This is a genomic window from Candidatus Nitrosocosmicus sp. FF01 (assembly GCF_047711275.1).
Taxonomy (GTDB): Archaea; Thermoproteota; Nitrososphaeria; order Nitrososphaerales; family Nitrososphaeraceae; genus Nitrosocosmicus.
Window position 1 is genome coordinate 283,535 of record NZ_JBLNIG010000004.1, and the last position, 22,461, is coordinate 305,995.

Annotated in this window: 23 protein-coding genes; 9 read left to right on the plus strand and 14 right to left on the minus strand. The window is 34.1% G+C overall.

What is annotated here, in order from left to right; all coding sequences use genetic code 11:
• Positions 1 to 592: 592 nt before the first annotated feature.
• The 7 genes from ACMT7R_RS13580 to ACMT7R_RS13610 form a co-directional block, all read right to left on the minus strand.
• Positions 593 to 1,771, minus strand: coding sequence for an alpha/beta hydrolase family protein (locus ACMT7R_RS13580; protein ID WP_415312487.1), 1,179 nt, complete (start codon positions 1,769 to 1,771; stop codon positions 593 to 595).
• 565 nt (positions 1,772 to 2,336) lie between these two features.
• The gene (locus ACMT7R_RS13585; RefSeq protein WP_415312488.1) at positions 2,337 to 2,912 is read right to left on the minus strand and encodes a sensor histidine kinase; all 576 of its coding nucleotides are present in this window, start codon (positions 2,910 to 2,912) and stop codon (positions 2,337 to 2,339) included.
• A gap of 30 nt (positions 2,913 to 2,942) precedes the next feature.
• Positions 2,943 to 3,353, minus strand: a complete 411-nt coding sequence (locus ACMT7R_RS13590) for a histidine kinase dimerization/phospho-acceptor domain-containing protein (RefSeq protein ID WP_415312489.1) — start codon at positions 3,351 to 3,353, stop codon at positions 2,943 to 2,945.
• A gap of 409 nt (positions 3,354 to 3,762) precedes the next feature.
• A complete protein-coding gene (locus ACMT7R_RS13595) occupies positions 3,763 to 5,763 on the minus strand; it encodes a sensor histidine kinase (protein WP_415312490.1) in 2,001 nt (666 codons plus the stop codon).
• 549 nt (positions 5,764 to 6,312) lie between these two features.
• Positions 6,313 to 7,089: a hypothetical protein gene (locus ACMT7R_RS13600; RefSeq protein WP_415312491.1), complete on the minus strand. Its 777-nt coding sequence runs from the start codon at positions 7,087 to 7,089 to the stop codon at positions 6,313 to 6,315.
• A gap of 1,029 nt (positions 7,090 to 8,118) precedes the next feature.
• Entirely contained in the window at positions 8,119 to 8,382 is a 264-nt protein-coding gene (locus ACMT7R_RS13605; RefSeq protein WP_415312492.1) for an adenylate/guanylate cyclase domain-containing protein, read from the minus strand.
• 36 nt (positions 8,383 to 8,418) lie between these two features.
• On the minus strand, positions 8,419 to 8,679 hold the full coding sequence (locus ACMT7R_RS13610) for a hypothetical protein (protein WP_415312493.1): 261 nt from the start codon (positions 8,677 to 8,679) through the stop codon (positions 8,419 to 8,421).
• Positions 8,680 to 9,350: 671 nt separating this feature from the next.
• On the opposite strand from ACMT7R_RS13610, the gene ACMT7R_RS13615 reads away from it, so the two are divergent.
• Positions 9,351 to 10,112: a hypothetical protein gene (locus ACMT7R_RS13615; RefSeq protein ID WP_415312494.1), complete on the plus strand. Its 762-nt coding sequence runs from the start codon at positions 9,351 to 9,353 to the stop codon at positions 10,110 to 10,112.
• A 223-nt stretch (positions 10,113 to 10,335) separates the two neighbouring features.
• On the opposite strand, the gene ACMT7R_RS13620 is transcribed toward ACMT7R_RS13615, so the two are convergent.
• The 3 genes from ACMT7R_RS13620 to ACMT7R_RS13630 all read right to left on the minus strand — a co-directional run bounded on the left by ACMT7R_RS13620 (position 10,336) and on the right by ACMT7R_RS13630 (position 13,044).
• The gene (locus tag ACMT7R_RS13620) at positions 10,336 to 10,560 is read right to left on the minus strand and encodes a hypothetical protein (protein WP_415312495.1); all 225 of its coding nucleotides are present in this window, start codon (positions 10,558 to 10,560) and stop codon (positions 10,336 to 10,338) included.
• 499 nt (positions 10,561 to 11,059) lie between these two features.
• A complete protein-coding gene (locus ACMT7R_RS13625) occupies positions 11,060 to 11,977 on the minus strand; it encodes an extracellular solute-binding protein (protein WP_415312496.1) in 918 nt (305 codons plus the stop codon).
• A 563-nt stretch (positions 11,978 to 12,540) separates the two neighbouring features.
• The gene (locus ACMT7R_RS13630) at positions 12,541 to 13,044 is read right to left on the minus strand and encodes an OsmC family protein (RefSeq protein WP_415312497.1); all 504 of its coding nucleotides are present in this window, start codon (positions 13,042 to 13,044) and stop codon (positions 12,541 to 12,543) included.
• An 87-nt stretch (positions 13,045 to 13,131) separates the two neighbouring features.
• Between ACMT7R_RS13630 and ACMT7R_RS13635 the strand changes: the two genes are divergently transcribed.
• From ACMT7R_RS13635 to ACMT7R_RS13655, 5 genes are all read left to right on the plus strand, one after another.
• Entirely contained in the window at positions 13,132 to 13,575 is a 444-nt protein-coding gene (locus ACMT7R_RS13635) for a hypothetical protein (RefSeq protein WP_415312498.1), read from the plus strand.
• Between the two features lie 257 nt (positions 13,576 to 13,832).
• Positions 13,833 to 14,438 carry a PepSY domain-containing protein gene (locus ACMT7R_RS13640; protein WP_415312499.1) on the plus strand — a complete coding sequence of 202 codons (606 nt, stop codon included), beginning with the start codon at positions 13,833 to 13,835 and terminating at the stop codon, positions 14,436 to 14,438.
• 485 nt (positions 14,439 to 14,923) lie between these two features.
• Positions 14,924 to 15,271, plus strand: a complete 348-nt coding sequence (locus ACMT7R_RS13645; protein ID WP_415312500.1) for a hypothetical protein — start codon at positions 14,924 to 14,926, stop codon at positions 15,269 to 15,271.
• A complete protein-coding gene (locus ACMT7R_RS13650) occupies positions 15,255 to 16,313 on the plus strand; it encodes an SLC13 family permease (protein ID WP_415312501.1) in 1,059 nt (352 codons plus the stop codon). The genes ACMT7R_RS13645 and ACMT7R_RS13650 overlap by 17 nt, the downstream gene beginning before the upstream one ends.
• A gap of 178 nt (positions 16,314 to 16,491) precedes the next feature.
• Positions 16,492 to 17,070, plus strand: a complete 579-nt coding sequence (locus ACMT7R_RS13655) for a cation:proton antiporter (RefSeq protein WP_415312502.1) — start codon at positions 16,492 to 16,494, stop codon at positions 17,068 to 17,070.
• Positions 17,071 to 17,352: 282 nt separating this feature from the next.
• Here ACMT7R_RS13655 and ACMT7R_RS13660 read toward each other — a convergent pair whose 3' ends face one another.
• Together ACMT7R_RS13660 and ACMT7R_RS13665 are read right to left on the minus strand one after the other, a co-directional pair.
• On the minus strand, positions 17,353 to 17,517 hold the full coding sequence (locus ACMT7R_RS13660; RefSeq protein WP_415312503.1) for a hypothetical protein: 165 nt from the start codon (positions 17,515 to 17,517) through the stop codon (positions 17,353 to 17,355).
• Positions 17,480 to 17,629: a hypothetical protein gene (locus tag ACMT7R_RS13665; RefSeq protein WP_415312504.1), complete on the minus strand. Its 150-nt coding sequence runs from the start codon at positions 17,627 to 17,629 to the stop codon at positions 17,480 to 17,482. The genes ACMT7R_RS13660 and ACMT7R_RS13665 overlap by 38 nt, the downstream gene beginning before the upstream one ends.
• Before the next feature lie 73 nt (positions 17,630 to 17,702).
• On the opposite strand from ACMT7R_RS13665, the gene ACMT7R_RS13670 reads away from it, so the two are divergent.
• Positions 17,703 to 17,930, plus strand: a complete 228-nt coding sequence (locus tag ACMT7R_RS13670) for a hypothetical protein (protein WP_415312505.1) — start codon at positions 17,703 to 17,705, stop codon at positions 17,928 to 17,930.
• Between the two features lie 665 nt (positions 17,931 to 18,595).
• Here ACMT7R_RS13670 and ACMT7R_RS13675 read toward each other — a convergent pair.
• Positions 18,596 to 18,727 (minus strand): hypothetical protein, encoded by a 132-nt coding sequence (locus ACMT7R_RS13675; protein ID WP_415312506.1) that lies wholly within the window; start codon positions 18,725 to 18,727, stop codon positions 18,596 to 18,598.
• 872 nt (positions 18,728 to 19,599) lie between these two features.
• Here ACMT7R_RS13675 and ACMT7R_RS13680 point away from each other — a divergent pair.
• Both ACMT7R_RS13680 and ACMT7R_RS13685 read left to right on the plus strand, forming a co-directional pair.
• A complete protein-coding gene (locus ACMT7R_RS13680) occupies positions 19,600 to 19,749 on the plus strand; it encodes a hypothetical protein (RefSeq protein WP_415312507.1) in 150 nt (49 codons plus the stop codon).
• An 800-nt stretch (positions 19,750 to 20,549) separates the two neighbouring features.
• Positions 20,550 to 20,684 (plus strand): hypothetical protein, encoded by a 135-nt coding sequence (locus tag ACMT7R_RS13685; RefSeq protein ID WP_415312521.1) that lies wholly within the window; start codon positions 20,550 to 20,552, stop codon positions 20,682 to 20,684.
• Between the two features lie 829 nt (positions 20,685 to 21,513).
• Here ACMT7R_RS13685 and ACMT7R_RS13690 read toward each other — a convergent pair.
• Positions 21,514 to 21,834 (minus strand): winged helix-turn-helix transcriptional regulator, encoded by a 321-nt coding sequence (locus tag ACMT7R_RS13690; RefSeq protein WP_415312508.1) that lies wholly within the window; start codon positions 21,832 to 21,834, stop codon positions 21,514 to 21,516.
• Positions 21,835 to 22,461: the final 627 nt, after the last annotated feature.

Genomic DNA, 22,461 nt, shown 5'->3' on the forward strand with positions numbered 1-22,461 from the left:
TGCGATTACCCTTGATTGACTAATTCACAAGAATTAGTTAGTCCTACTCATCCTATGCATAATTTTTGTACCTGCGATTATAGTAACAATGAAAATCAGTATAACAAATACTAATAATTTTGCTTTGCAACATCCTTCTATAACAAATCAGACTTTTTATGATTGTGTCAGATCCAAGTATCGTACAGCAAAATATGATTTGGCTTTCTAACCGATATTTCTGATAGCATTATCAATATATACCACGCGACAGACTCATTTGGATATCCTGGTGATTTTCATCTTTTAGTATCTTTGTTATGATGAAACCAAAAGACAAAAATGAAACAAATTTGTTTCGCATATCACAACACTGAATAGCTATTTATGGTAATTGTTTTAACATTGCATTGATAATAATCAAAATAATATAGTCGTCATTTTGAAGTACCTAGTTATTGATTGTAAAAATTTGAATTTTAAAGGTATGGCATTTCGATTTGTGTAAAAGCGCCCTCATCCACCGAACGGCTTTTTCTATATCTCAAAGTATATTGAATAATTAGAAAAATACATGAATATCTTTATTACAATAAAAGGCAAAAGAGAACCACTACTCTTTGGAATGAGACTCTAGCCATGAATACAAATCAGCCAGAACATCAGGTTCCATAGGTCCGAATGCTGTTTGCCATTTTGTTGATAAATATAATGCGTGCCCCAAGTCGGGATATGTTATTAATGCATGGTCCGGATGATTTACTTCATTGAGTCTTTGGTGCAATAAAAATGCTTGTTGAACTGGAGTTTGAGCATCATTTTCTCCATTAAGTATTAAAATGCCTATAGATTCAGAAACGTTACCAATGGTGCTCAAATTTGTTGTCATGTTTGCTAGAGAATTCCACAAAATAGGACATATTCCTACGGTATCACATTTAAGCAGATTAAATGCTGTGTTATTTTCATAGCCCTTTATCAGAAAAGGTTCAACTTGTTTATTGATATCTATGTAGCCACTATTGCCAAATTGTTCCACTAAATAGTTAGTCATAGCATTGGTATCGTTAGTTTGCGAAACAGTAATAGGCAATAACAAGTTCTTATACAAAGGATCTACTATAACATCCTGAATCGATATTAACCCGCTATTATTTTTATCTAATACTTGCTTGGCGTATTCTAAAGATAAGGAAACATCCTGAAAGTACTCTACTTTCAAAGGATTCTGAGCTAGGACGCCCATAAGTATGATGTTGTCTACATCTGTAGGATTATCAATTGCCACTCTGGGAGCATAAAGCGTGCCTTCGCTATGGCCAATTATGCTTATTCTCTTTGGATCTACTTCTGGCTGTTGTGCAAGAATATTCAGTGCTTTCTTGCCATCTTGAATTTGATCATCGACAGTATTATTTCCCCAAACATTCGAATTCAAAATAGTGTAGCTTTCGCTGCCTACCCCTCTTTTATCATACTTCAACACTGCAAACCCCCTTTCCGAAAGATATTGAGATATTTCCCAGAATGGTTTACTATTTTTGGTTAGCGTTTCGTTCATGTCTAGAGCACCAGAACCATGAATGAGCAACACAGCGGGAAATGGCCCATTACCTATTGCGGGGTAAGATAACTGTGCATTGGTCTTTACACCATCCCCTAAATCTATGATGAGATCCCTGTACTTGATAATTTGTAGGTCCGACTGGGCCGAAATTTCAGAAAATAAGGAAATATTAAATGATGTTGAATACGCTGATAAAATCATAAATGCACCAAAAAATATGCTCAAAACTATAAATGATGATGACTTGAATTTAATCCTCAACATTAACAATAGCAATAGTGGTCCCGTATATAAAGTAGATATAGGAACTACTATTGTCCACCACTCTGAAGTTTTTCTTAACCCTGTTCTCTTTCATTTCTATACGCCGTAAGGCGGTAGCCGTTTGAATTTCTGTAAGATTTACTCGAATTTCCTTTCACTTGAAATGACCAGATTTTCTAAAAAATTCTTCAAACCGATGTGGATATTCTCATGATTTCGGCCGCTGCAGCTACAATTTAGGGTAACGATATAATATAATAATTGATTAACTTGACTGTAATATTTATGGACAGAAAAGAAAAGGGAAAAGACACTCGGTTGAATTTTTTATTTGTGTACTAAAACTCTATTTGGAGTTTAGAATGGTTTTCCACCATCTAAATGAAAACCCTATTATATCTGAAATTTGATTCTCTATGTTAAAACTGTTAATAACATTGATGATTTTTTGATGCGATTAAAACAACCTCTTATCCTTTCTGTTGAATATTGGATTCGCTAGTGCTCTTATTCTAGCAGTTTATGATCAGGCATTCAAAGGCAGACTGAATGAAAAGGTCGCTCCCATATCATCTGTGTTATTTTCAACCCATATGCTTCCCTCATGAGCCTCAACAATTGCTTTACAGATGTAGAGACCGAGTCCTGTGCTACCAAGGCCGGATGCAGTATAAAATTTTGAAAAGACCTTGGAAAATATCTCAGGATCTAAACCCGTTCCAGAATCTTTTACTTTGACAATTAATTCATTTTGAAAGTTTGGATTATCTTTATCTTCAGCATGGTGGGAGTTTATAGTAGTAGTAATAGTAATAGTAGTAACGACTATCTTACAGCAATCGGTATTTTTGATTGCGTTGTCTACCATGTTAATAATTACTTGCGCAATTCTGTCTTTGTCTGCTCTTATTATAACATCTTTATTGTTATCTTCGTGTTTAGAATTAGATGGAATAGTAGTATTATTATAAATCAAGTCCAAATTCCTCTGCTTACCGTCTTGAATCTGATTTCTAAAATCCTTAACTATTGTAGATATCAAGGCAGATAAACTAAACTTTTCTATAGATAGTTCAAGAGTAAAATTATCTATTCTAGCCACATCTAGTATGTTAGATACGAGTTTCTGAATTCAATTTGCATTTCTGGCTATGACTTTAATGTATTTAGCATTATTAGCTGGCTCAGATAGTATCATTTCGCTATATCCTAAAATCGACTGAGCTGGGGTTCTAAGTTCATGAGCTGCAATATCCATGAACTCTTTTTGTCTTAAAGCTTGTTGTCTTATCTCTTCATTAGCCGTTGCAAGTTCTGAAGTAATTTTTATCATTTCATGATTTATCGTTGAGAGCTTGTGATTAGCTTCGGCTAGGTCCGTGTTGGCGATAATAAGTTCCTTCTCTGTTTCAGTGAGATCCTTTCTTGTGTTTTTCATCTCTTCTATGTTTTCTTTAACTTTGATGTTTGAAAGACGAAGAGACTCATTTGCTTCTATCAGGTCTTCAGTCTTGGTTAATAACTCTCCCGTTTTTATTTCCAAGAGATCCTTTACGGATAGTCCTTTCCTCCCATTGTCTTGCTCTTTTTCCGCCGCAGATATGGCTATTCGTTTACTATTACAAAAACAACCTCAAATAACTAACAATCTATGTTCTGGAATTTATTCGACAAGAATGAAATAATAGTTGGTAGTATATTTGACCTGTTTGGTTATTGTCGTCCTTGAAGTTCCAACAGATATTCAAAATTTCGTCTACCCAAGAAAAAAACACTCCTTGCAGAAAATTATACAAAACTATTGTATTCAGAATCCTTAATGAATTTACATATCCATGATTTTTTTATTTGATCTTTCTTTTTAAATTTAGGCGATCACATCTTGATTTGACTTGAAGTGAAATTGGTGTAAAATAGCACTATTTTTTCTTCACCCAAAAGACCCGCCATATTTACAATTTAGATGAATCAAATTTAGGTAAACTAAATACAAACGTCGAGCCCTTTCCATCGGCATTGTTAAAGGCCCATATTCTTCCTTCCATTGCTTCTATTAGTTTCTTACTTATATACAAGCCAAGACCAGTTCCAGCAGCGGAATTTGAGTTAAATTTTTCAAATAATCTTGGCAATATCTCAGGAGAAATGCCTTTGCCCGAGTCAGATACAGCTACAAAGATTTCCTTTATGTTATCTTTTTTTTCTATGTTGGCCGATTTTATCTTATTGTCCTTTGTTTTTTCAAAAGCACGAACATTTCTTCTCTTAATAACATCATCGATATCTTCGTAGATCAGGATATCTATGGTACTGTCTTTTTCAGAGAACTTGATAGCGTTTTCAAGTAAATTGATCAATATTTGGTTTAATCTCGATCTATCTGCGTATACAAAGTATGTTTCACCAAATAAATCATTGATAATAGTCACTTTGACATTCTTGTTTCTTAATTTTTCCCCTAGTTGAGTGTCGACGATACTGTTTATTTCTGCTATTAAATTGATGTTTTCTTTGTTTAACATTATCATATTTTTTTGATGGGAATCTATTCTTGCTACATCTAGTAGATTATTTATCAGATTCTCCAGTCTCATTGCGTTCCTAGAAATAATATCTTGATGTTTCTTTAAGTCTTTAATAACATTGAATGACTCTTCTAAAGTCATTTGCTTTTGATTAATACTCAGTGAATAGTTTTCAAAGATTTCATTGTTTAGCTCTAGATAACCTGTTATTGCCTGAGTTGGAGTTCTGAGTTCGTGTGCTGCTGTGTTGATGAAATCTCTTTCCAATTCTTCACTTTGCACGAGTTTCTCATTAACCCTTTTCAGGTCTTCTGACATTTCTGTTTGTATCCATAAACTTTCGAAAATAGATAGGTAAGATAACACAGTAGGTTGACTTGTTGAAAAAGTGGTTAGTCCTACTGCCTCTTCAAACGATAATTTAGAGTCGTCCTTTAGTTCAGTGGCTAAAACATACTTTCTATCGACAATCATAATTGTAGATATCAAATCCTTCTGATTTCGAATTTCTCTACAAAGTATATTTTTTACCATAAGATCTTGTTTATTGGTATCATCTTTATAGATTACTTCTTTAACCATTTTATTAACAGGAGACAAAATCTTGATTTGGATATTTTCGACACTCTTTTGCTTCAGTATTTCCATAAATCCCATGACGACTTCTCTTTTTACTGCGTTAAGTGATGGAAACAAGATCAGAATCTCTTTACTGGCTTTTTGCACAGTTTCTATCAAAAGAGGTTTTGCATGCCTAGAGTTTTCAATCAGTTTAGTAAAGTCTAAGGTAACACCTCTCTCAATCTGTCTGATTCGCTCCTTGGCGTCTAATGCTGAATTCCAAAGGTTATCAAAGACGGATTGAAAATGCTTTATATACAAAGGATCTGTGCTGTATAAAAGCGTGTGAATCAATTGGTCACCTTTCATATTTTCAATTGTGCCGTTAAATTGTCGTTCAGATACTGCAAAACTAAGGATCGGTAAATTGTCAATGTGTCTTATACAAAAGCCCATGCGTAGAAATTTCTTTATTAAAACAATTTGCTCTCCATTGTTTTCAATGTTTACTATCCATCGGACTCCATACTTCACTTTATCCTCTTTGTGTCTTGAGATTAGATTTTCAAAACTTTCAAGAAGCTGTTTGGTATTATTTACAAGTTCAAGGCCACTTATTGGAGAGCAGATGGATACTTCAGCTTCTGTTTTCTCGATTAAGTTTTTGGTTTCAGTAAGGACCACCTCTTCACCAAAGACCACCTTTGTTTCAGGTGGGTAGGAGCTTTTGTTAATTTTGTCCTGCCTTGTTACGTCATTATAATCTGATAAACTTACATCCGATGTAGAGGACTTTTTCAGAGAAGAAGGTAAAGATTTATTTCGGTTAATATCATTTACCCCCTTTCTTACATAAGAATTGGGCAATACAATATTTTATCAAATAATTTTAATTCTAGTCAAATAAAAATTTTGTTGCTGGATGTAAGTTATTTTTCTCATAACCTATATTAATCGTAACAGAATTCTTTAAAAATCCATTCTATAATTTTTAGATATAGAGATACTGGTCTAATAAAAGTAATTAGACGAATCTTGTCTTTAAGCGACTGACACTTTTAGTCTATCTGGACCGTAAATATATTTAATTCATATTTTGAACGGAATTACCATAATATTGTATTGGAATCTCATAGATGTATGGATATGAATCTCACGGATGTGGTCCGTTTGCTATAAAGCTCAAGTAAATTGCATATATGTCTCCTTACCAACTGAATTTAGAAATATGGGATACAGACAATATTGTCTTTATATGACAAAACCCATATGCTATAGCAGCTCGATTCCATTGAACATACTAGCAAAGATGGTAAATTGATTTCGTATAGTATGGTGTGACCACGACAAAAATGACTCTAGCATAACCTTCGCGTACTTTAGTATTATATTTTGTCTGCATGTCAGGACAGATCGTTACTCATATGCAAAAAGATGTTTAAAGATTTTACTTACCCTATCCTTATTGTCAAAATATTCAATAAATGAAGAATAGAGATTATCGATCATTGATTGATAGCATTTTGCTTGCTCTTCGAATGAAAGTTCCTTATATCCATCCTTATTTACAATGGCAATCTGAACCTTCCCTCCTGTCTCTAGATCCAGTTGCTTTACTTCGCTTATGATGTATAATGCGATCCCAACATTATGCTCAACAGACAGATCAGACACCTTCTTATTAATTGCAGAATAGAATCTATCTTGCTGCTTGAAGATCAAACGAGCATAAGGGGAGCCAGAACCTATTGAGACATAGTCATCATTTACTTTGTATACATAAGGAGTAACTTCATTATTTTTTCCTTTTGCCCCAAAGCCCATACGGTAAACAAAAAAATTACCGTTTCTTGGAACCACAGCTGATAATGAGAATGGAGTGAAAAAAAGGTGTGCTGCCGGATAACCGCATAAAAATGAATGGTTGTAGTTATGTAAACGATGCAAATTTACCATAAAACTATACATTTGTGTCTTAAATTCTGATTCTGATTCAATTTCATTTTGAAAGTTTTGTTTAAGTTCATCAACATATAGTTCAATTTGGGAACTATCACCAGAAGCACCTATGCCGACCTGATTATTAATTTTGTATAATTTTTTTATTGTGGTTTTGATTTTTGATGCTGTACCTTGGCTGTCACTTGCTAATATAATTCCGTCTTTTGACTTTATAGCTAACACTGTTGTCATCGATTCTGGTATAGGACACACATCGCATTATTTAACAGTACAGATTTCATCTAATCACTATACGATTTAAGATTCATTCTTATATTTGTTCTTTGAAATGACAAGATAAAAATGGTTACTCGTTATGCCTTTATTTATCAATACACACCTCCTTTACTTATAATTGAACAGGATAATCTTGAATAGTTAAATAATGGTGAATTCTCAGAATATCTACTAAATCCCTCTAAGATATTAAACCGATGTACAAATCCACACGATTTCTAACTAACCTCCATACATACGAAAATTAATCCCTCGAAACTAGATCTTTGTATTAGTAACGATCTGCACGTTCTAGTAAATTTTGTTATATGAATCCATATCTATTACTACAATAGGTTCGGTTAGAATTGAGTCTAACTGTTTATGGAATAAAACTATTGATATATTTTCCTTGACGCTTTGTAATTGTGATTTCACATAACTATTCTCTATCTTGTTGATTGTCATTGAAATATTGGAGAGTCAGAATATGTATTTTCTTAATCTCCTCCAGTTGTCTACATTCTTACCTGGATTTCAGGTAAGTTGTTAGTTTCACTGCCACCACCACCACTACTACCACCTACATCTCCGTGCAGTCAGGTATTCTCTGAAAATCAGGGATTACTATGAAATAATTACTCTCATAGGCTCTTCAAAGTTCTGCATGTGTCCTTTACCAGTAGCCGATCTTGACATAAACTATCCTATATGGAGAAAGGATTCAAAAATTACATATAAATATCTTTACTGACAACGATATCCAAACATCTCAGCAATGATTTATTATCTGTCAATGAGTATATTTGGTGGTATATACCTCATAAGGTTTTTGATTATGCTTATCAATGTATTTCCATTCCCGATTTTCTAAAGAGACTTTTTCAAATTCAGATCGTACTTTGGGATGCAGTAACTCTAAAAATGCTCCTCCTATAGAAATCCCGTTAGGGGAGGGTAAGCGAGGTTATTTTGGATACAACGTTCATGACGTAACTAATAAGATCAATTTGGGTTTTTATCTTTGCCATACTGGATAACAATATTTTCCCCTTCAGCCATTCCTATCTTGATCTGCAGATCAGGATAATTGTGTCGGCGAAAAACAGGATTAATGTCATTTTTTAGGACTGCCCGCATTGATTTAGCACAGTTGTAGGCCCTGTCGCACACCAGATATTTATTAAATTCAGATGGGAAAAAGGATATTATGGCATCGCCGACATATTTTAAAACAAAGCCTCTGTAACTTTCGATAACCGAGGACAATTCATGAGAAAATGCTTTTATTATAGTAACAACCTGTTATGTAGGTAAAGTCATGCTCATTTTGGTGGAGCCAACTATATCTGCATACATTATAACAAATTCCACTTTGGAAATAACATAAGGAAGCAAGAATCTTTGACCTCTATCAACTAAAGTATAGTATTGATATTTTTCACTTAATACGCTATCTAAGCGCCCCTGACGTAAATTACACAGTGTCTTAAAGTCTAAGATGCTGTCTTCTTCAAGATCTAGATCGTTATCACTGGAATTTTCTTTCTTATCCGAGGCATTCATGGGTTGTCAACTTTTTCTGTGGGTGTTACTATTGATTAATTATTGGTACTAATTTATATATTCCTAGTCTAATCTACCAATCTAATAATTCAAACAAATTTTTCTTCTAATTATGACTGCATTGACCTTTCTGACTATTTGAACTTAACACCGTGTTTAATTAATCTAGTGATATTACTTTGTCATAAATATGATAACCACATTGATGACTGCATGTCTATTATCTAACCTATGTAAGTATCCTCATGATTTCCATCGACTGGATACCCCTTAACAAAAATATGGTGAATAATTGATTCAGAATATATATCAAATCTACACTTTTGAAAATGATATGAAGTTGCCCAAATCAAAATCAATACCAACTTGGAATATCTTTTCCAGTCTGTCGACGCCAACTTGATGCTATCAAAAAATAGTAAAATGAACTAGGAAATACTCGTATACTTGTTACAGGTAAACATATGGTACAAAATAGATAAGCAGTATCAATTTTATCTGCTGATTTCAGCACTCCGCTTCCATCCGGTTCACTACAAGTAATATCATATCTTACAAAAGATGGTGTTTGAAATTGGACGATATATCATTCACTCATTTTGTTCAGTATTCTACACAACGAATCAAACTCATAAAATATATTCGACCAATTCAAGATTCAAATATTCTCAATGCAGCTGCCCTCAAGATTTAGAACAAACTTGGACAAATTCGGAGTACAAAAAATCTATCAAGATGCTGTTCATCCAAGAGTAGCTTATCAAGGAGATCAAGGATGGACCGAAAGGTATTCTGCACATGGTTTTAGCAAGATTCCTGGTGTTACCATCTGGAGAAAAACGTTTCAATTTGATATAAGTGGCTTCCTGAACCAAGAGGTGACCATATATTTGAACGTATCAAAGTTAAATTCAGAGTATTACAAACATCGTCCGCTTATAGGTCCATGTACTAGTGGTTCAGGCTTATCCATCAAACTACGAGGAGGCCGTCATAGTGACCGTGGAAAGGATTCTGCAAGATGTTATGTCTTTCATTTTGAGTATGAGGGAAATAACAATTGTAAGAACTTTCAAAAGGAGGCGCCACATCCGGTTTATGCAAAGCACACCATACCCACAAACTTTGATGCACAAAATTGGGTCGGGTTAAACAGATGGGTAGGTTTTAAGACAGTAACAATAAATGAGAACGATGGGGTAATATGTGAAGCCTATATAGATTATGGAGGTATTATAGATGGTTTGCCAGCTAACTGCTGGCAAAAATGGTATTCAGTATTTGATACAGGCCAATTCGGTGACTCCCGGAAACCAGAAACTCTTTCTCCGTTTAGAATTGCAAACGGTAAAGTAACACAATTTCGATTAGATAACGCTGATAGAGATACCAAGTCACGATTTGCATCCCAAAGAGAAGTTCGAAAAACATGAATTTCTGCATCCATACCAAAGTCCAGAATAGTAGATAGTCAAAAAGTCATAAGTCAAATAATCTTTCACAAAGACCGATTTCAACAATCTTCTCTTTTCAGTATATTCATCATTTAAGTTTAATGAATAATGTTGACCATCGCCAAAATTCAAGATCGTTAAAGCTATAGCTTTTTTAACTAAGACGGTGAAAAATTTTGAAAAATATTTTTGAATATTTTAATTATGCAATTTCGCTAATATCAGTAATTCTATGAGAACAGCTATTACACCAAATAACATATGTGCCGGGTTTCATATCAAATAGATCATTCCTTGTTATAGATTTTTGATTTTTTTCCAGAAAATTTGTAACACTTATACCAAAACCTTTTTCTTTTTGACCGCATTTAGGGCACCCAATGGTTGTCATCCAACTTAACCAATTGACCGAGCCATCCTCACTCATAATATCAAAATTGAATTTCCAGAGTATATAAACAAATTTTGACCTAAGAAAAGATTTTTATCCTTATATCTCTGATGCGGATAGAAAATAGAATCTTTCACAAAGACCGATTTCAACAATCTTCTCTATTCTGTGGACCTTAAATTGAGCACTCCAAATTTAGATGGCCATCCCCAAAACTTTCCTCAGTTTCGATCTCAACACACTTGGAAATACAGACTAGTCAGATTATTTTTCACATTAATTTGATTGTCAAACTGGGTTGTCAACAGACTTTTCCTGAACCTCACTAGTAATAATAAGGTAAGAAGTGGTGAAAGTGTCCAATATCTAATACTACTCTCCGAATTGTAATTAGTAATCGAACCAGAATAAAAATTGGTAAATAGTATTGACTATGATATCCTAGTATTTAATTTGAATCTCTAATGCTTATTGAATGAAACTCAAGTAACTGTCTAGTCTGTTCCCAACTAAGCAACTTGGATACCGCGTATCTCTAGATTTTTGTTGCCTCTTTTATGGACTGAGGGATGTTATCTACATCGCCTTCATACGTGATATTAGTCGGATTAAGCCCATGACTTTCTAACAACTGTGAACCATTTACCGAAAGTAAAAAGTTTACAAAAGATATTGCACCGTCTTCATTCTTTACAGTTTTTGGGATTGTAATCGAAAATTCGACTGGTTCACCGTGAATTATTTTTTGATCTGATTTCAAGGTGTAATTGGCAGTCTTATAAAAATCTGAATAAGTGGGATCACCTAAATTGATTTCGTTAGGTAAAGTAATGTAGGGAAGTCCCCTAGATATGGCCTCGTGCTTATATGCCGTGATTGCATCTAATTGACCAGTTTCTAATACTGTTTTGAGAGTTTCCTCAGGAAAGATCTGTTTGGGATTTCTATCTTCTCCTAATATTCTCTCCTTAATTGATGGGTCATTATAATACTCATTTGCTAAGTTAGCAGTTAGAATTCCGTAATATCCCTTTGGATCTAATTCAGGATCTGTCCTTCCAAATCTAAAATCTTCTTGAGAGAGGATGTCATACCATGGGGTTTCACCATTTCTTGATTTCTCTAATTCATTAAAGTAAGGGCTGGTTGAAGAATAAGCAATCACAATTTCTGCGGACCCAAACTTCAATAACCAATCTACTATTGGAGGAGAAGTAGTGGTATTCATCAGTCTGACCACTGGGACATCTCCTGCGCTTACGAATATGTCAGGCGTCCTGAATCCATCTTTGATTAAATTGGAAACTTGAACTGACCCTTTACCTTCTCCCAGATATTTATATCCAGATTCTTTTTGGAATGCTGGTCCAATCACATCCTCAAAGATTCTTACCAAAGAGCCCGCATACATTACAAAGACCTTTCCTTCCTTAGCTATTGTAGTCCCATTCACACTTGAAAATTCACCTAGTATATATATTAAATAGAATCCAATTATGACAAAAAGCATGAAGAAAAAACAATATTGCCTGCTCTTGTATGTCATTTGATATTTTGACAAAATATTAAGTATCTATCAACTTCCAAACCACTTAAATATTCTGAACTAATAGATTGATATTAAAATCTTCTTTTGAAGTTACTATTTTATCAAACGGATGTTTCATATTTAGATTCCTACATGAGGATCTCCTATTTAAGACCGATTTCACCACTCCTTCTTGTCCCTCCGGACTAGCATCTCCGACTTATATTTCATTAACCAGAGTAATAAAAACCGAGTAACCGAACGACCTACTTATTTATAGTAACGCCACTAAACCATTGTGTCTAAAAATCGAAATACAGATCTATATGGTCTATTCTGCATTCAGAATATTCTCTTTTATACACGTCTATGATTATCTACTTTCTGAGCTTATGAATTTTATGGATTGTATAGGTAAGAATAATTTTAATTTTAAAAAAAGGGAAGAAGGTTTGATTAGATTTCACATTTTCTTTTTGATTTATACGTTAATTTTGAAGTGAAACCTCAATAGGAGTTGGATGTGATATTATGTCAAATACGGGTGATCTTTTTTGTGCAATGTCTACTAGTTCTTTTACTTTCTCCTCAGGTGCATCTGCCTTCACTTTAAAAGTAACTTTAATTTTTTCATACCCATTTCTTACTTTATCGGACATTCCAAGTAATCCTTGGATATCCAGGTCCCCAGATAAGGTAGATTCAACTTCTTCTATCTTTATACCTTGGGCAGCAGCATGGTATACTAATGTCGTAGTAAGACAACCATTTAATGCTGCTAGTGCATATTCTACTGGATTAGCACCGTGATCTCTACCCAATAGTACAGGGGGTTCGTCTTTGTCAAATACAAAAGGCTGGTTCCTAGTATGGGTTTGACATGCTCCATCAAAGTCGTTTATCACGGTTTGATTATGTCCTCCATTAATCCATTTACCCTTGGCACGGAAATTGAACTTTGAGATGTTGGGATTGTCATTAATCGCGTTCATCGCGCCGAATAGATTTGTAACGCTTACCCCATTTACTATTTTTTCATTTTCTATTTTGTTTGATTGACCTGTTTGAAGAATCGATATGTGAAAACATCTCCTATTGAGAATAATGGATTACAGGATAGTGAAGCGGTTGGAGAAGGTAATAAACCGTGGCTTTTGCCATCAACAGTAAAGATTGGTCTTTCAGGATGCAAGATACTCAAGCGATCAATCATCATAACTCTAGAGAACAAATTCGAATATGACCAAATAAAGGAATTATTGGATTCGATAATGTATCAAAAAAAATTGATGAATTGTTATGGCTTGGACACTGTAAACTGTAATTGGGATCTTAAAAAATTTCCTGTTACTCGAACTGACACCCAAATGAATGGGATACAACGTGATATACAAAAATACAATGAAACAGTGTGTCAATACAATGATTATTCTAAACGCCTTGGATTAGAATATGGTATCGATATTGTTAATGAAATGAAAAAAGGTTGTAACATAATATTTCGTCCCCCCTCAAATAGTTAGGTAGATATCCAATCGTCTAAGTATCATTATTTTCTTTACTTTTGTTGTTAATAAAATAGATTAATAATTAACGACCGAAATAGTAGTTATAGAAAACGATGACTTTTGATGTATTTACATGATCTTTTGCCAAAATATCTAGGTATTAGACTGCCGCGAAGAGTTTTTAAAGTAGCATCTGATCTATGGTCAATTTAATATTCTAGTTTTGGATAATTTTGTCGATCATTAAATAGTTTTATTTATATTCTGATCTAATGAATCGTAAAAATTCATTGTTCGCAGTATCTTTTGCTATACTGCTAGGTTCACTACTTGTTTTCGCTCCTGTATCGGGTATATACGCACAAACTCCAGGCAACGCAACGGATTTACAGACATCCAGTAATTCAATGGGCATGTCAATGAATCATGATATGTCCATGCGATCCCAGGAGACTAAAGAAAAAGAAAACAACTCGACCAGCTCTGTGTCTATTTTTCAGCCGATAATTAATGCATTCAAATCCCTGATTACAGTGGATATTAGTGACGCTATTACGACTGCTCAAGGAGCAGTAGGTGAAAATGCTACTACAATAGCTGCATTCTTACACCCCGACAAACATTACATAGTTTATACGGTGATCATACTTGACTCCAGTGGAACACCACACAAGGTTTTAGTCGATCCGGGTAACGGCAATGTATTGAAGGATGAAAAGACATCATTTATGCATTTGATGAAGCTAGCCCATGGTGGTAAAGGTGGCATGATGGGAGGACCTGAAATGGGCATGATGGGCCATGGTGGCATGATGGGAGGACCTGAAATGGGCATGATGGGCCATGGTGAAGCTAATTCTGGTAATCCATGGAACTAAATAATCCTGTCTTTATTTTCTATCCTTTTTTTTGTAACATATTGTTAAGTCTATAGTGAAATCTAGTGCAAACAGGTACAAATAGTAATAGATGATTAGTTCAAGATATTATTCTGTGATATTCTCTTGTGCAATTCAGAGAAAATCGTTTAATATTATCTAAAGTACGATAATAACTAACAAACAAACTAAGACAATGGTTGATGTATTGCTAGAAATGAGGGGTATTACAGTTTCTTCTTCAATAAGCATGGTCATCTGGTACGACACTTACCTCTCATTTCTGATCCTGTAAAAGCAGCTTTACTACTATCTATATCAAACCAGCGAAATTAATCAGACTTGCAAGAGTTCTGGAATAATAATAAATCAAGGGGAGATTTGGATTTAACATTATAAACAAAAATAAGTTCAATTTAAAAAGAGCTAGCAATATATTCAAATAGATTAACGATTTCCATAAAAAATACACTATTGGTATATTATTGATTGCAATTTACGTTGTTATTCTTTTTACTGTTCCTCCTCTTGTAATTGAAAAGAGTGTTACTCCCATAATTGCAGGTATCACTGTAATCATGTTGGCTGTCTATGTCATACTTGGACTTGATATACTCCATCGGACAGTTATTGTAATGTTTGGAGCAATTCTAGCAATAATACTGGCCATTATTCTGGGATCAATTTATGCTGAAGATAGCCTACATTTTGTCGTAGAATTCGTGGACTTTAACACGATAGGTCTTTTATTTGGTATGATGATTCTAGTTACCATACTTGGTGAAAAGGGGGGTATTTCATCAAGTTGGGATAAAATTGGGAAAAATAAGTAAAGGCAATGTCTGGATACTGATGGTATTATTATGTACCTTTACTGCTGTTGCCTCAATGTTTGTTGACAATGTTACAACTATATTTTTAATGATTCCAGTAACTCTCTCTATAGTACGAACTTTAGGACTACAACCTTTTCCATTCATAATGGCTCAAGTTTTAGCTTCAAATGTTGGAGGATCGGCAACCTTAATAGGCGATCCTCCAAATATCTTGATCGGATCTGCTGCGGGTATAGATTTTAATTCTTTTCTGATATATTTGGGACCAACAATTGCTGTGGTTTTTGTATTTATTTTATTGTTAATTAAACTATTTTTCAGAAATGACCTAAAAAGTGCCCAAAAATTAGGACAACAAAAAGATATCCAAGAGTTGATGGATAGGGATGAAAATATGATAGTGGTACACCATAAGGGATTGCTTTTAAAGTCCTTAATCGTTATAGTGGGTGTAGTTATCCTGTTTTCCTTACAAACCATAACACATTTGGAAGTATCAATAGTAGCCATAGGTGGAGCAGCAGTATTATTAATAATAAGCAGAGTTTCTTTAGAAAAATTTTGCATGAAGTTGATTGGCCTATTTGTTATTGTAGGAGTAGCAGAACATGCGGGACTAATAACCATACTTGCAAATATGGCTATTAATATAACCGGAGGTGATCCTTGGCTAACATTTTTTATGATAACATGGTTATCAGCTATCGCAGGTGCATTTATTGATAACATTCCCTTTACAACGACAATGATACCATTAGTTCATACTTTACATACAGATCCGACAATTGCTGCTGCTTTTGGTCCAGATAGTGGCTATCAGTTTAGTCCATTGTGGTGGGGTTTTCCATTAGGAGCAGATTTGGGTGGCAATGGATCTTTAATTGGATTTAGCGCAGGGGTAGTAGCTGCGGGACTAAGCCAAAAGTTTGGACATTACATATCCTTTACTAGGTGGATAAAAATAGGATTTCCGTTTATGCTTTTGACCCCGGTAGTAGGCAATATCGTCCTTTATGGTTTGCTTTTATTCGTCTACTAGAAGACACTTCGCTACAAAAGGACATCATCCTCTGACTTTACGCAAACAATATTGATATTTTTGGGAATTAAAGCTGAATTCTTGATGCTACTGATCTGAAGAGCTGAAATAATATTAACATCAGGACTCTTCGCCTGCTTATGAAAAACTTTAATTATTGCGATAAAAAGTATATTTGGTGGGAAATATACGAATTTTATTATTAGTTGTAATTTTTGGTGTATTTCTCATTAATTTTTATCCAGAAACTGAAAATTCATCATTACTAGTATTTGGGATATCGGCATCAGATAATAATAATATTATTAACACTTCTGCACAGCCAGGAGCTAATCAGACGAATTCTCCATTAGACTTGCTTGTACAGGATTTTGCAGTTATTATGATAGTTGCCACAGTGATGCTGCTCATTTCTTTTAAGTTAAAGCAATCTGCGGTAATTGGATATATTATCGCAGGTATGGTTATTGGACCATACACACCCCCATTCTCATTGATTCATAATTTAGACACTCTAAATGCCTTTGCAGAACTAGGAATAATAATGCTGTTATTTGTAATTGGAATTGATTTTCCAATAAATAGATTGAGACAAGTAGGCCGTATTTCTGCAATAGTAGCAGTAGCAGAATCCATGGGAACACTTTTGATTACATTTGTTGTTGCCCAATTTCTTGGGCTTTCTTACTTTGATTCACTATTTATTGCGCTTGCACTTTCTATCACTAGCACAGCAGTTACACTAAAGGTCACTTGAAGAACTGAATATGATAAAAAACCAATCAACAACATTGTTGCTTGGTATATCTATAGTTGAAGAGTAACTCTCGCGATTGCAATATTGGGAATACTTCAGTCCGTAGTAACACAGGAGGGTAATGCCTCATTTGTTAATCTGATACCCCTCAATTTTGATTGTAGGTGCCTTCAGTAGGCGGTACATTATTCATTGGTTCTAGCGTTGTTCCTAGAATTAGTCGACCGAATAAGCAAGAGTAAAACGACTATGCATTGGTTTTGATATCGATTCTGATTGGCGCTAGCTTTCTTTTATCATTTCTGAGCCGAATCCGTCGGATTGTCTGTGTGCAACAGGTGCGTTCTTTGCCGGAGTTCTTATTGCTGAGGCAAGAAGCGCGTCAGTTGCTAGGGTAATTACTACTCCATTAAGAGATATGTTTGCTGCTTTGTTTTTTATTTCCATATTCGGCGCTAATGGATATATCACTTATTCCAGCCTTTATAGTCCCTGCCATCATTGCTGTTTCTTTATCCTCAAAGCTTGCAATAGTAAGTGGTGTACCATCCTTAGCCAAATATGGAAAAAACTACTGCCCTCAGAACGGGGATAGGGATGTCTGCTGCTAGAGGAGAGTTGTCCTTGAGTCAGTGGCCAAGGTGGGACAAGATACGGGGGGCCATGTTGGTACTTTGTGGTCTTTCCTATATTGGGAAGTAGTAACGATATTAACCACATTCATAACCCCGTATATGCTTAAACTTGGAAAAAGAATCAGTTTTAAATCAGATCCAGGTGAGAGTAGCACAACATCTCAAGTTTCTGACCAAGATAAAGATAAGGACAACAAAGATTCAACAAGTGAAAACAATAATTGATGGTTATAAATAATAATTCATGGGGATAATGATAAAAATGAAACTATGTCAGATCACCATATATCTTGAGCTGCTCTGTCGCCTACAATAGATAGTTCACGCAATAAAAATCTCCATCTACAAGTTTCAACCCATAGAAGATGACTGCTCAGAGTGATCAATGGATCATCAGGACTACAAATCAAGGTGAAATTAACGTTACTATTTAAACGATTGATGTAATGACTAATTAATTTTTGGATTTGGATAATACGTTTAGAATTATATAAGCAAGCAAGCAAGCAAGCTTTCAAATGCTCTAAAAATTACTTTCATCTGATAAACCTAAACCGACAGAATCTGCAAGATAATCATGACATACCATTTGATAAAACAAATTTCGATACATCTCCGCAGCTAGAACAGCTTTATATTTTTGAAAAATTCTTATGGAAAATAGGATTACCTATTCGGCAGATGTATTGAAACCTGTAAAGCCAAGTAAGACAATCAAACTCTACCCATCTACCTACCAGGACGATCTATACGTTCCAATTTTCCTCAATTATTTTAAATAGAATTTTAAAAATAAAAGAACGCTTTTCAGATTATACTAAATTTATGTAGTTCTTAAAGAGAACGTATGTAGCTATTAGAAATAAAAAAGAGGACTTATCTATTTACCTTTAATCATCATCCTGTCCTAAATCTCGCTCAAGCTGATCTTCTACATCACCTAATAAATTATCCGATGTGTCGATGTAGTTCAAAACACCAGTAAGATTATTATTTTGTAATTCGGTAATTGCTTGGTCCAATGATGCCTTTACTTGTTCAATGTCTTCTATGCTGACCTATGATGAAGTCGAAGCGGTGTTGAATTTTGTTGGGCTAAACTTGGGCGAATTTGAATTCATGCTGAGAGTCTAGAAAAATTGCGACCAACCCGAAGGTGAATACCAAATTTTTTCGATTTATCATGGTGAATTATATATTTCCATCATATTAAAATATAGTTAATAATAAGTTTTGGTCGAGATGAACGTAACTACCACATTTCAGGTAGCAATCGTAGGGATGTACATTACATGATTCAATGGGAGAATTATCCTTAGTTGTAATCAAGGCTAGGCAAAAGGTAGTTGGTGCAACTTTTAGTTCGGTTTTTCTCGTGTGGGTGTAGTAACTATCGTTATTAGATTCATAACGCGCCATGTATTCGTTTAAAATTAGAGATGATTATCAAATTTGCTTGCGACCCTGACGACACAACGATAACATCATCAACCTCTACTAAATCGGACAAACAAGACGATGAATCCCCATCCAATCAGTGTAATACATGAATACTTGCTTGACGGCAACAACAATAATGATGCTTATCTGTCAATAAACTGAAGAATTCCTATAGATACTAGGTAGATAACAATTTCATTACATCCAAGCAAACAATGTAGTTTAGTAACAGCTTTCAATGCGATTTTGTCGTTGTAAATTACATACCCTTTAAAAATGAGGGTAATATATGATTATTGGGAATATCCCGACCGTTGATATTATTGTTCTAATTGAGGCACCCTTGATACTGGTACCATGGAATTTATGAGATGGCTAGTAAACAAGGATACCAATTCTGGGAGTACTATAATAATAGTCAAAGACTATCTCGATAATAAATATGTCATTTTATTTGACAAAAGTATCTCTAAAGGATGTTATTGTTGGTTACAGGGAGGGTATGCCGTGGTGCGTGACCTGTAATACTGATGATTGTGGTCATGTAGGATTTGCCATTTGTTTGAAGCAGAATTATGATCGAGATGGCCAAGTGATTTTTTAAAATTTCGTTTAATTAGACCAGTTTAGAATGTGATGTAGGGTTATGTCGATGATATATCGTGTACGCACACACAGAGAGAGCAATGAAAATTTCAACGATTCTTGTACAACGTTTAAAAAAATGATTTCGAACTATATACTTGATGAGTAGCAACAGCAGCGCATAAAAAGAAAAATAAAAAATAGTAAAAGGATTACTACTCCTTCAATATTACCTCATGAATATTTGATAAGAGAACTTGTACCATCATCAAACAAATAAAATATAGACATAGTAAAAGACAACATAAAAATCATGACTCTTCCCAGTAACGAAAGTTATAGGAACAGGTCGATTGTTAATAGTATTGTGTGCGATTGAGTAAAGTTTTGATTTGATGATTTATTCTCTGATGACTAGTAAGTAAATATAAAGATATTGGCCACCATTAAATAGAAAATAATTTATTATCATTTGTAGAAATTCTCATCTTATGAACGAAGAAATCTCTAAAATAATGGTCTGTATAGATGGATTCGCTTCTATTAAAACTGCAAGAAAGGCTCTAAGAATATTGCAAAAAAACACAAAGCAGAAGTTATCGCAATATATATTTCATTTATTCCACATTATTTAAGGCGCCTACCCCAATACGACTGGGAGGGACTACGTGAGTATGATGTTGAGCAGATGAAAATTTGGTTAGATGATATTGTGGAAGCAGGCCAAAAACTATGATATCCAATTGAAGGCTGTGAAGAGACTACCTCTTCAGTTGTCAAAGAAATAATCAAAAGTGCCGAGGAAGAAAAAATAGGTCTATCGTCGTCGGTAGCACGGGCAAGTCAAAGCTCGATAGAATGTTGGTTGGGAGTGTGGCTGAGGGTGTGGTGACAGAAATGCAAAATGTTTGTCTCACGAGTAAGATAATTTTTAGCATATTAAAATTAAGTTAATGGTATATAATTATTAGAGTAGAGTTGCGATTCAATTGCTATGAAGACTTCCAGATATTATGATAAAGCCTTTAAATTGGTCGATTAATATCTGTAACAAAGATTGTTGCCAATAATAAGAAAACATTTTGAGCTATATATCTATTAATAGCACGTAACCGTTCAAGTTCAAACTATAAGTCAATTCTCACTACTTATCCAAAGAGAATTAATCTACAATGATAGACCTACTGTAACATAAACAGATCAAATAAAAGGTATTACGAACTATGAATTTTTTTGTTTTATCATTTATGAAAAATTAGGTATTCCTCTGGTCCTGTATTAATGTTTCATATCATTATCAAGCTTATTCATTCTAATTGTAGTTTCAAATACCTTTCTTATCTATTTTATTCAAGGTTGATATTCTAAAAAGATATTTTTCAAAAGAATGATACATTATTAATTATCTGGCAGTTCTAACAACCGATAGAAAAATAGACCTAGTATAGCCAGAGTAATTGATGTATTCAACAAATCCTGCATCGGATATGTGACTGAATAGTATCGCTCTATTATTAGTTCCAAAAAGACCTGGAATGTAAACAATGCGAATGCCGTCGCTGCATATAGGACATTCTTTAAGCCAGTTTTCTGGTAGGTCGAGAGAACAAGGAGACATAAACAATTGAGAAAATCCCTATTAGAACTCTCCAAATTTTCAACAATGCCCATGAATTCCAGTTGGGCAGTGGAATAATAATGAAATTTGAATAGAATAATGTAGAAACTAAGGTTGATAATGTTAAAATTTCTAACATTTAATTCCTTTCCTTATTTTCTATATTTAAAGGAAAACAAAGAATATTTCTGCTAGTTTGTCACTCCATTTATTCCATAGGCTTGGATAATAAGATTTTAGCAACTTGGTCAATAAAGGATTCATATCCGAATTCAACGTATAACGTTTATATCTTCCATCTTTAATTTCTGTAATTATATTTGCTGTAGTCAACCGATTTAGATTCCAACTCACAGTAGGGGAAGTTATCCTTAATTCCTGCGCTATGTTTGTTTGAGTGGGCTGGCCTTGCTGTACGATATACAAGATTATGTTCCTGGGTGTATCTTGGTTAAAATATTTTAAAATATCTTTTTCGTTTTTCAAAATTTCAGTTACAAAAAAACGCTTGTGTAAACCGTTCCTAGAGGATGTAATTTTTCCTTCTTTTTCTAATTTACGAAGATAGTATTGAGATAACCCATAGAAGGAATATCAAACTCCTAATTCTGCGTAGATGTAACCCGGGTTATCTCAATCGAGTATTTTCGATTCATTAATGTTGTCCTTAGATCCCCTGTCCTCGCATTTATCAACCGCATCAAATAAGATTGTAGATTCATTTTCTTTAGAAACGATGTCAAAAATTTTAATGGAAGAACAAGTCAGTTAAACCAACCAGGAGAGTATAATGTAATATTTTTAATTTCAATAGGTTGAAATTTCTTACTAATCAAAACGAGTGCATGTATTAACCCAATTTAATGACATTCTACTAATTAATTGTATTTGAAATAACACCAAATAAAGAATAATTGATTATGAAACGATTGACTTGAGAATCTGGGTATATCCCTTATTTTGTGTCCTGTCCACATATATGCATATTTTAGGTCATTAATTTATAATAAATGTCTAAATCAATTTAGTTATCTCATAGAGTAATAACGAAAATATTTAGACATTTGTATCAATTTTCTTTTAAACAAGTAATGTTGAAGAGTATTGAAGATC

Bases quoted from the DNA above. Each gene is read 5' to 3' on its own strand.
- ACMT7R_RS13640 (WP_415312499.1), top strand. From the start codon at position 13,833: ATGAATCGTAAAAATTCATTGTTCGCAGTATCTTTTGCTATACTGCTA.
- ACMT7R_RS13600 (WP_415312491.1), bottom strand. From the start codon at position 7,089: ATGACAACAGTGTTAGCTATAAAGTCAAAAGACGGAATTATATTAGCA.
- ACMT7R_RS13615 (WP_415312494.1), top strand. From the start codon at position 9,351: ATGCAGCTGCCCTCAAGATTTAGAACAAACTTGGACAAATTCGGAGTA.
- ACMT7R_RS13630 (WP_415312497.1), bottom strand. From the start codon at position 13,044: ATGAACGCGATTAATGACAATCCCAACATCTCAAAGTTCAATTTCCGT.
- ACMT7R_RS13660 (WP_415312503.1), bottom strand. From the start codon at position 17,517: ATGGAAATAAAAAACAAAGCAGCAAACATATCTCTTAATGGAGTAGTA.
- ACMT7R_RS13610 (WP_415312493.1), bottom strand. From the start codon at position 8,679: ATGAATGCCTCGGATAAGAAAGAAAATTCCAGTGATAACGATCTAGAT.
- ACMT7R_RS13620 (WP_415312495.1), bottom strand. From the start codon at position 10,560: ATGAGTGAGGATGGCTCGGTCAATTGGTTAAGTTGGATGACAACCATT.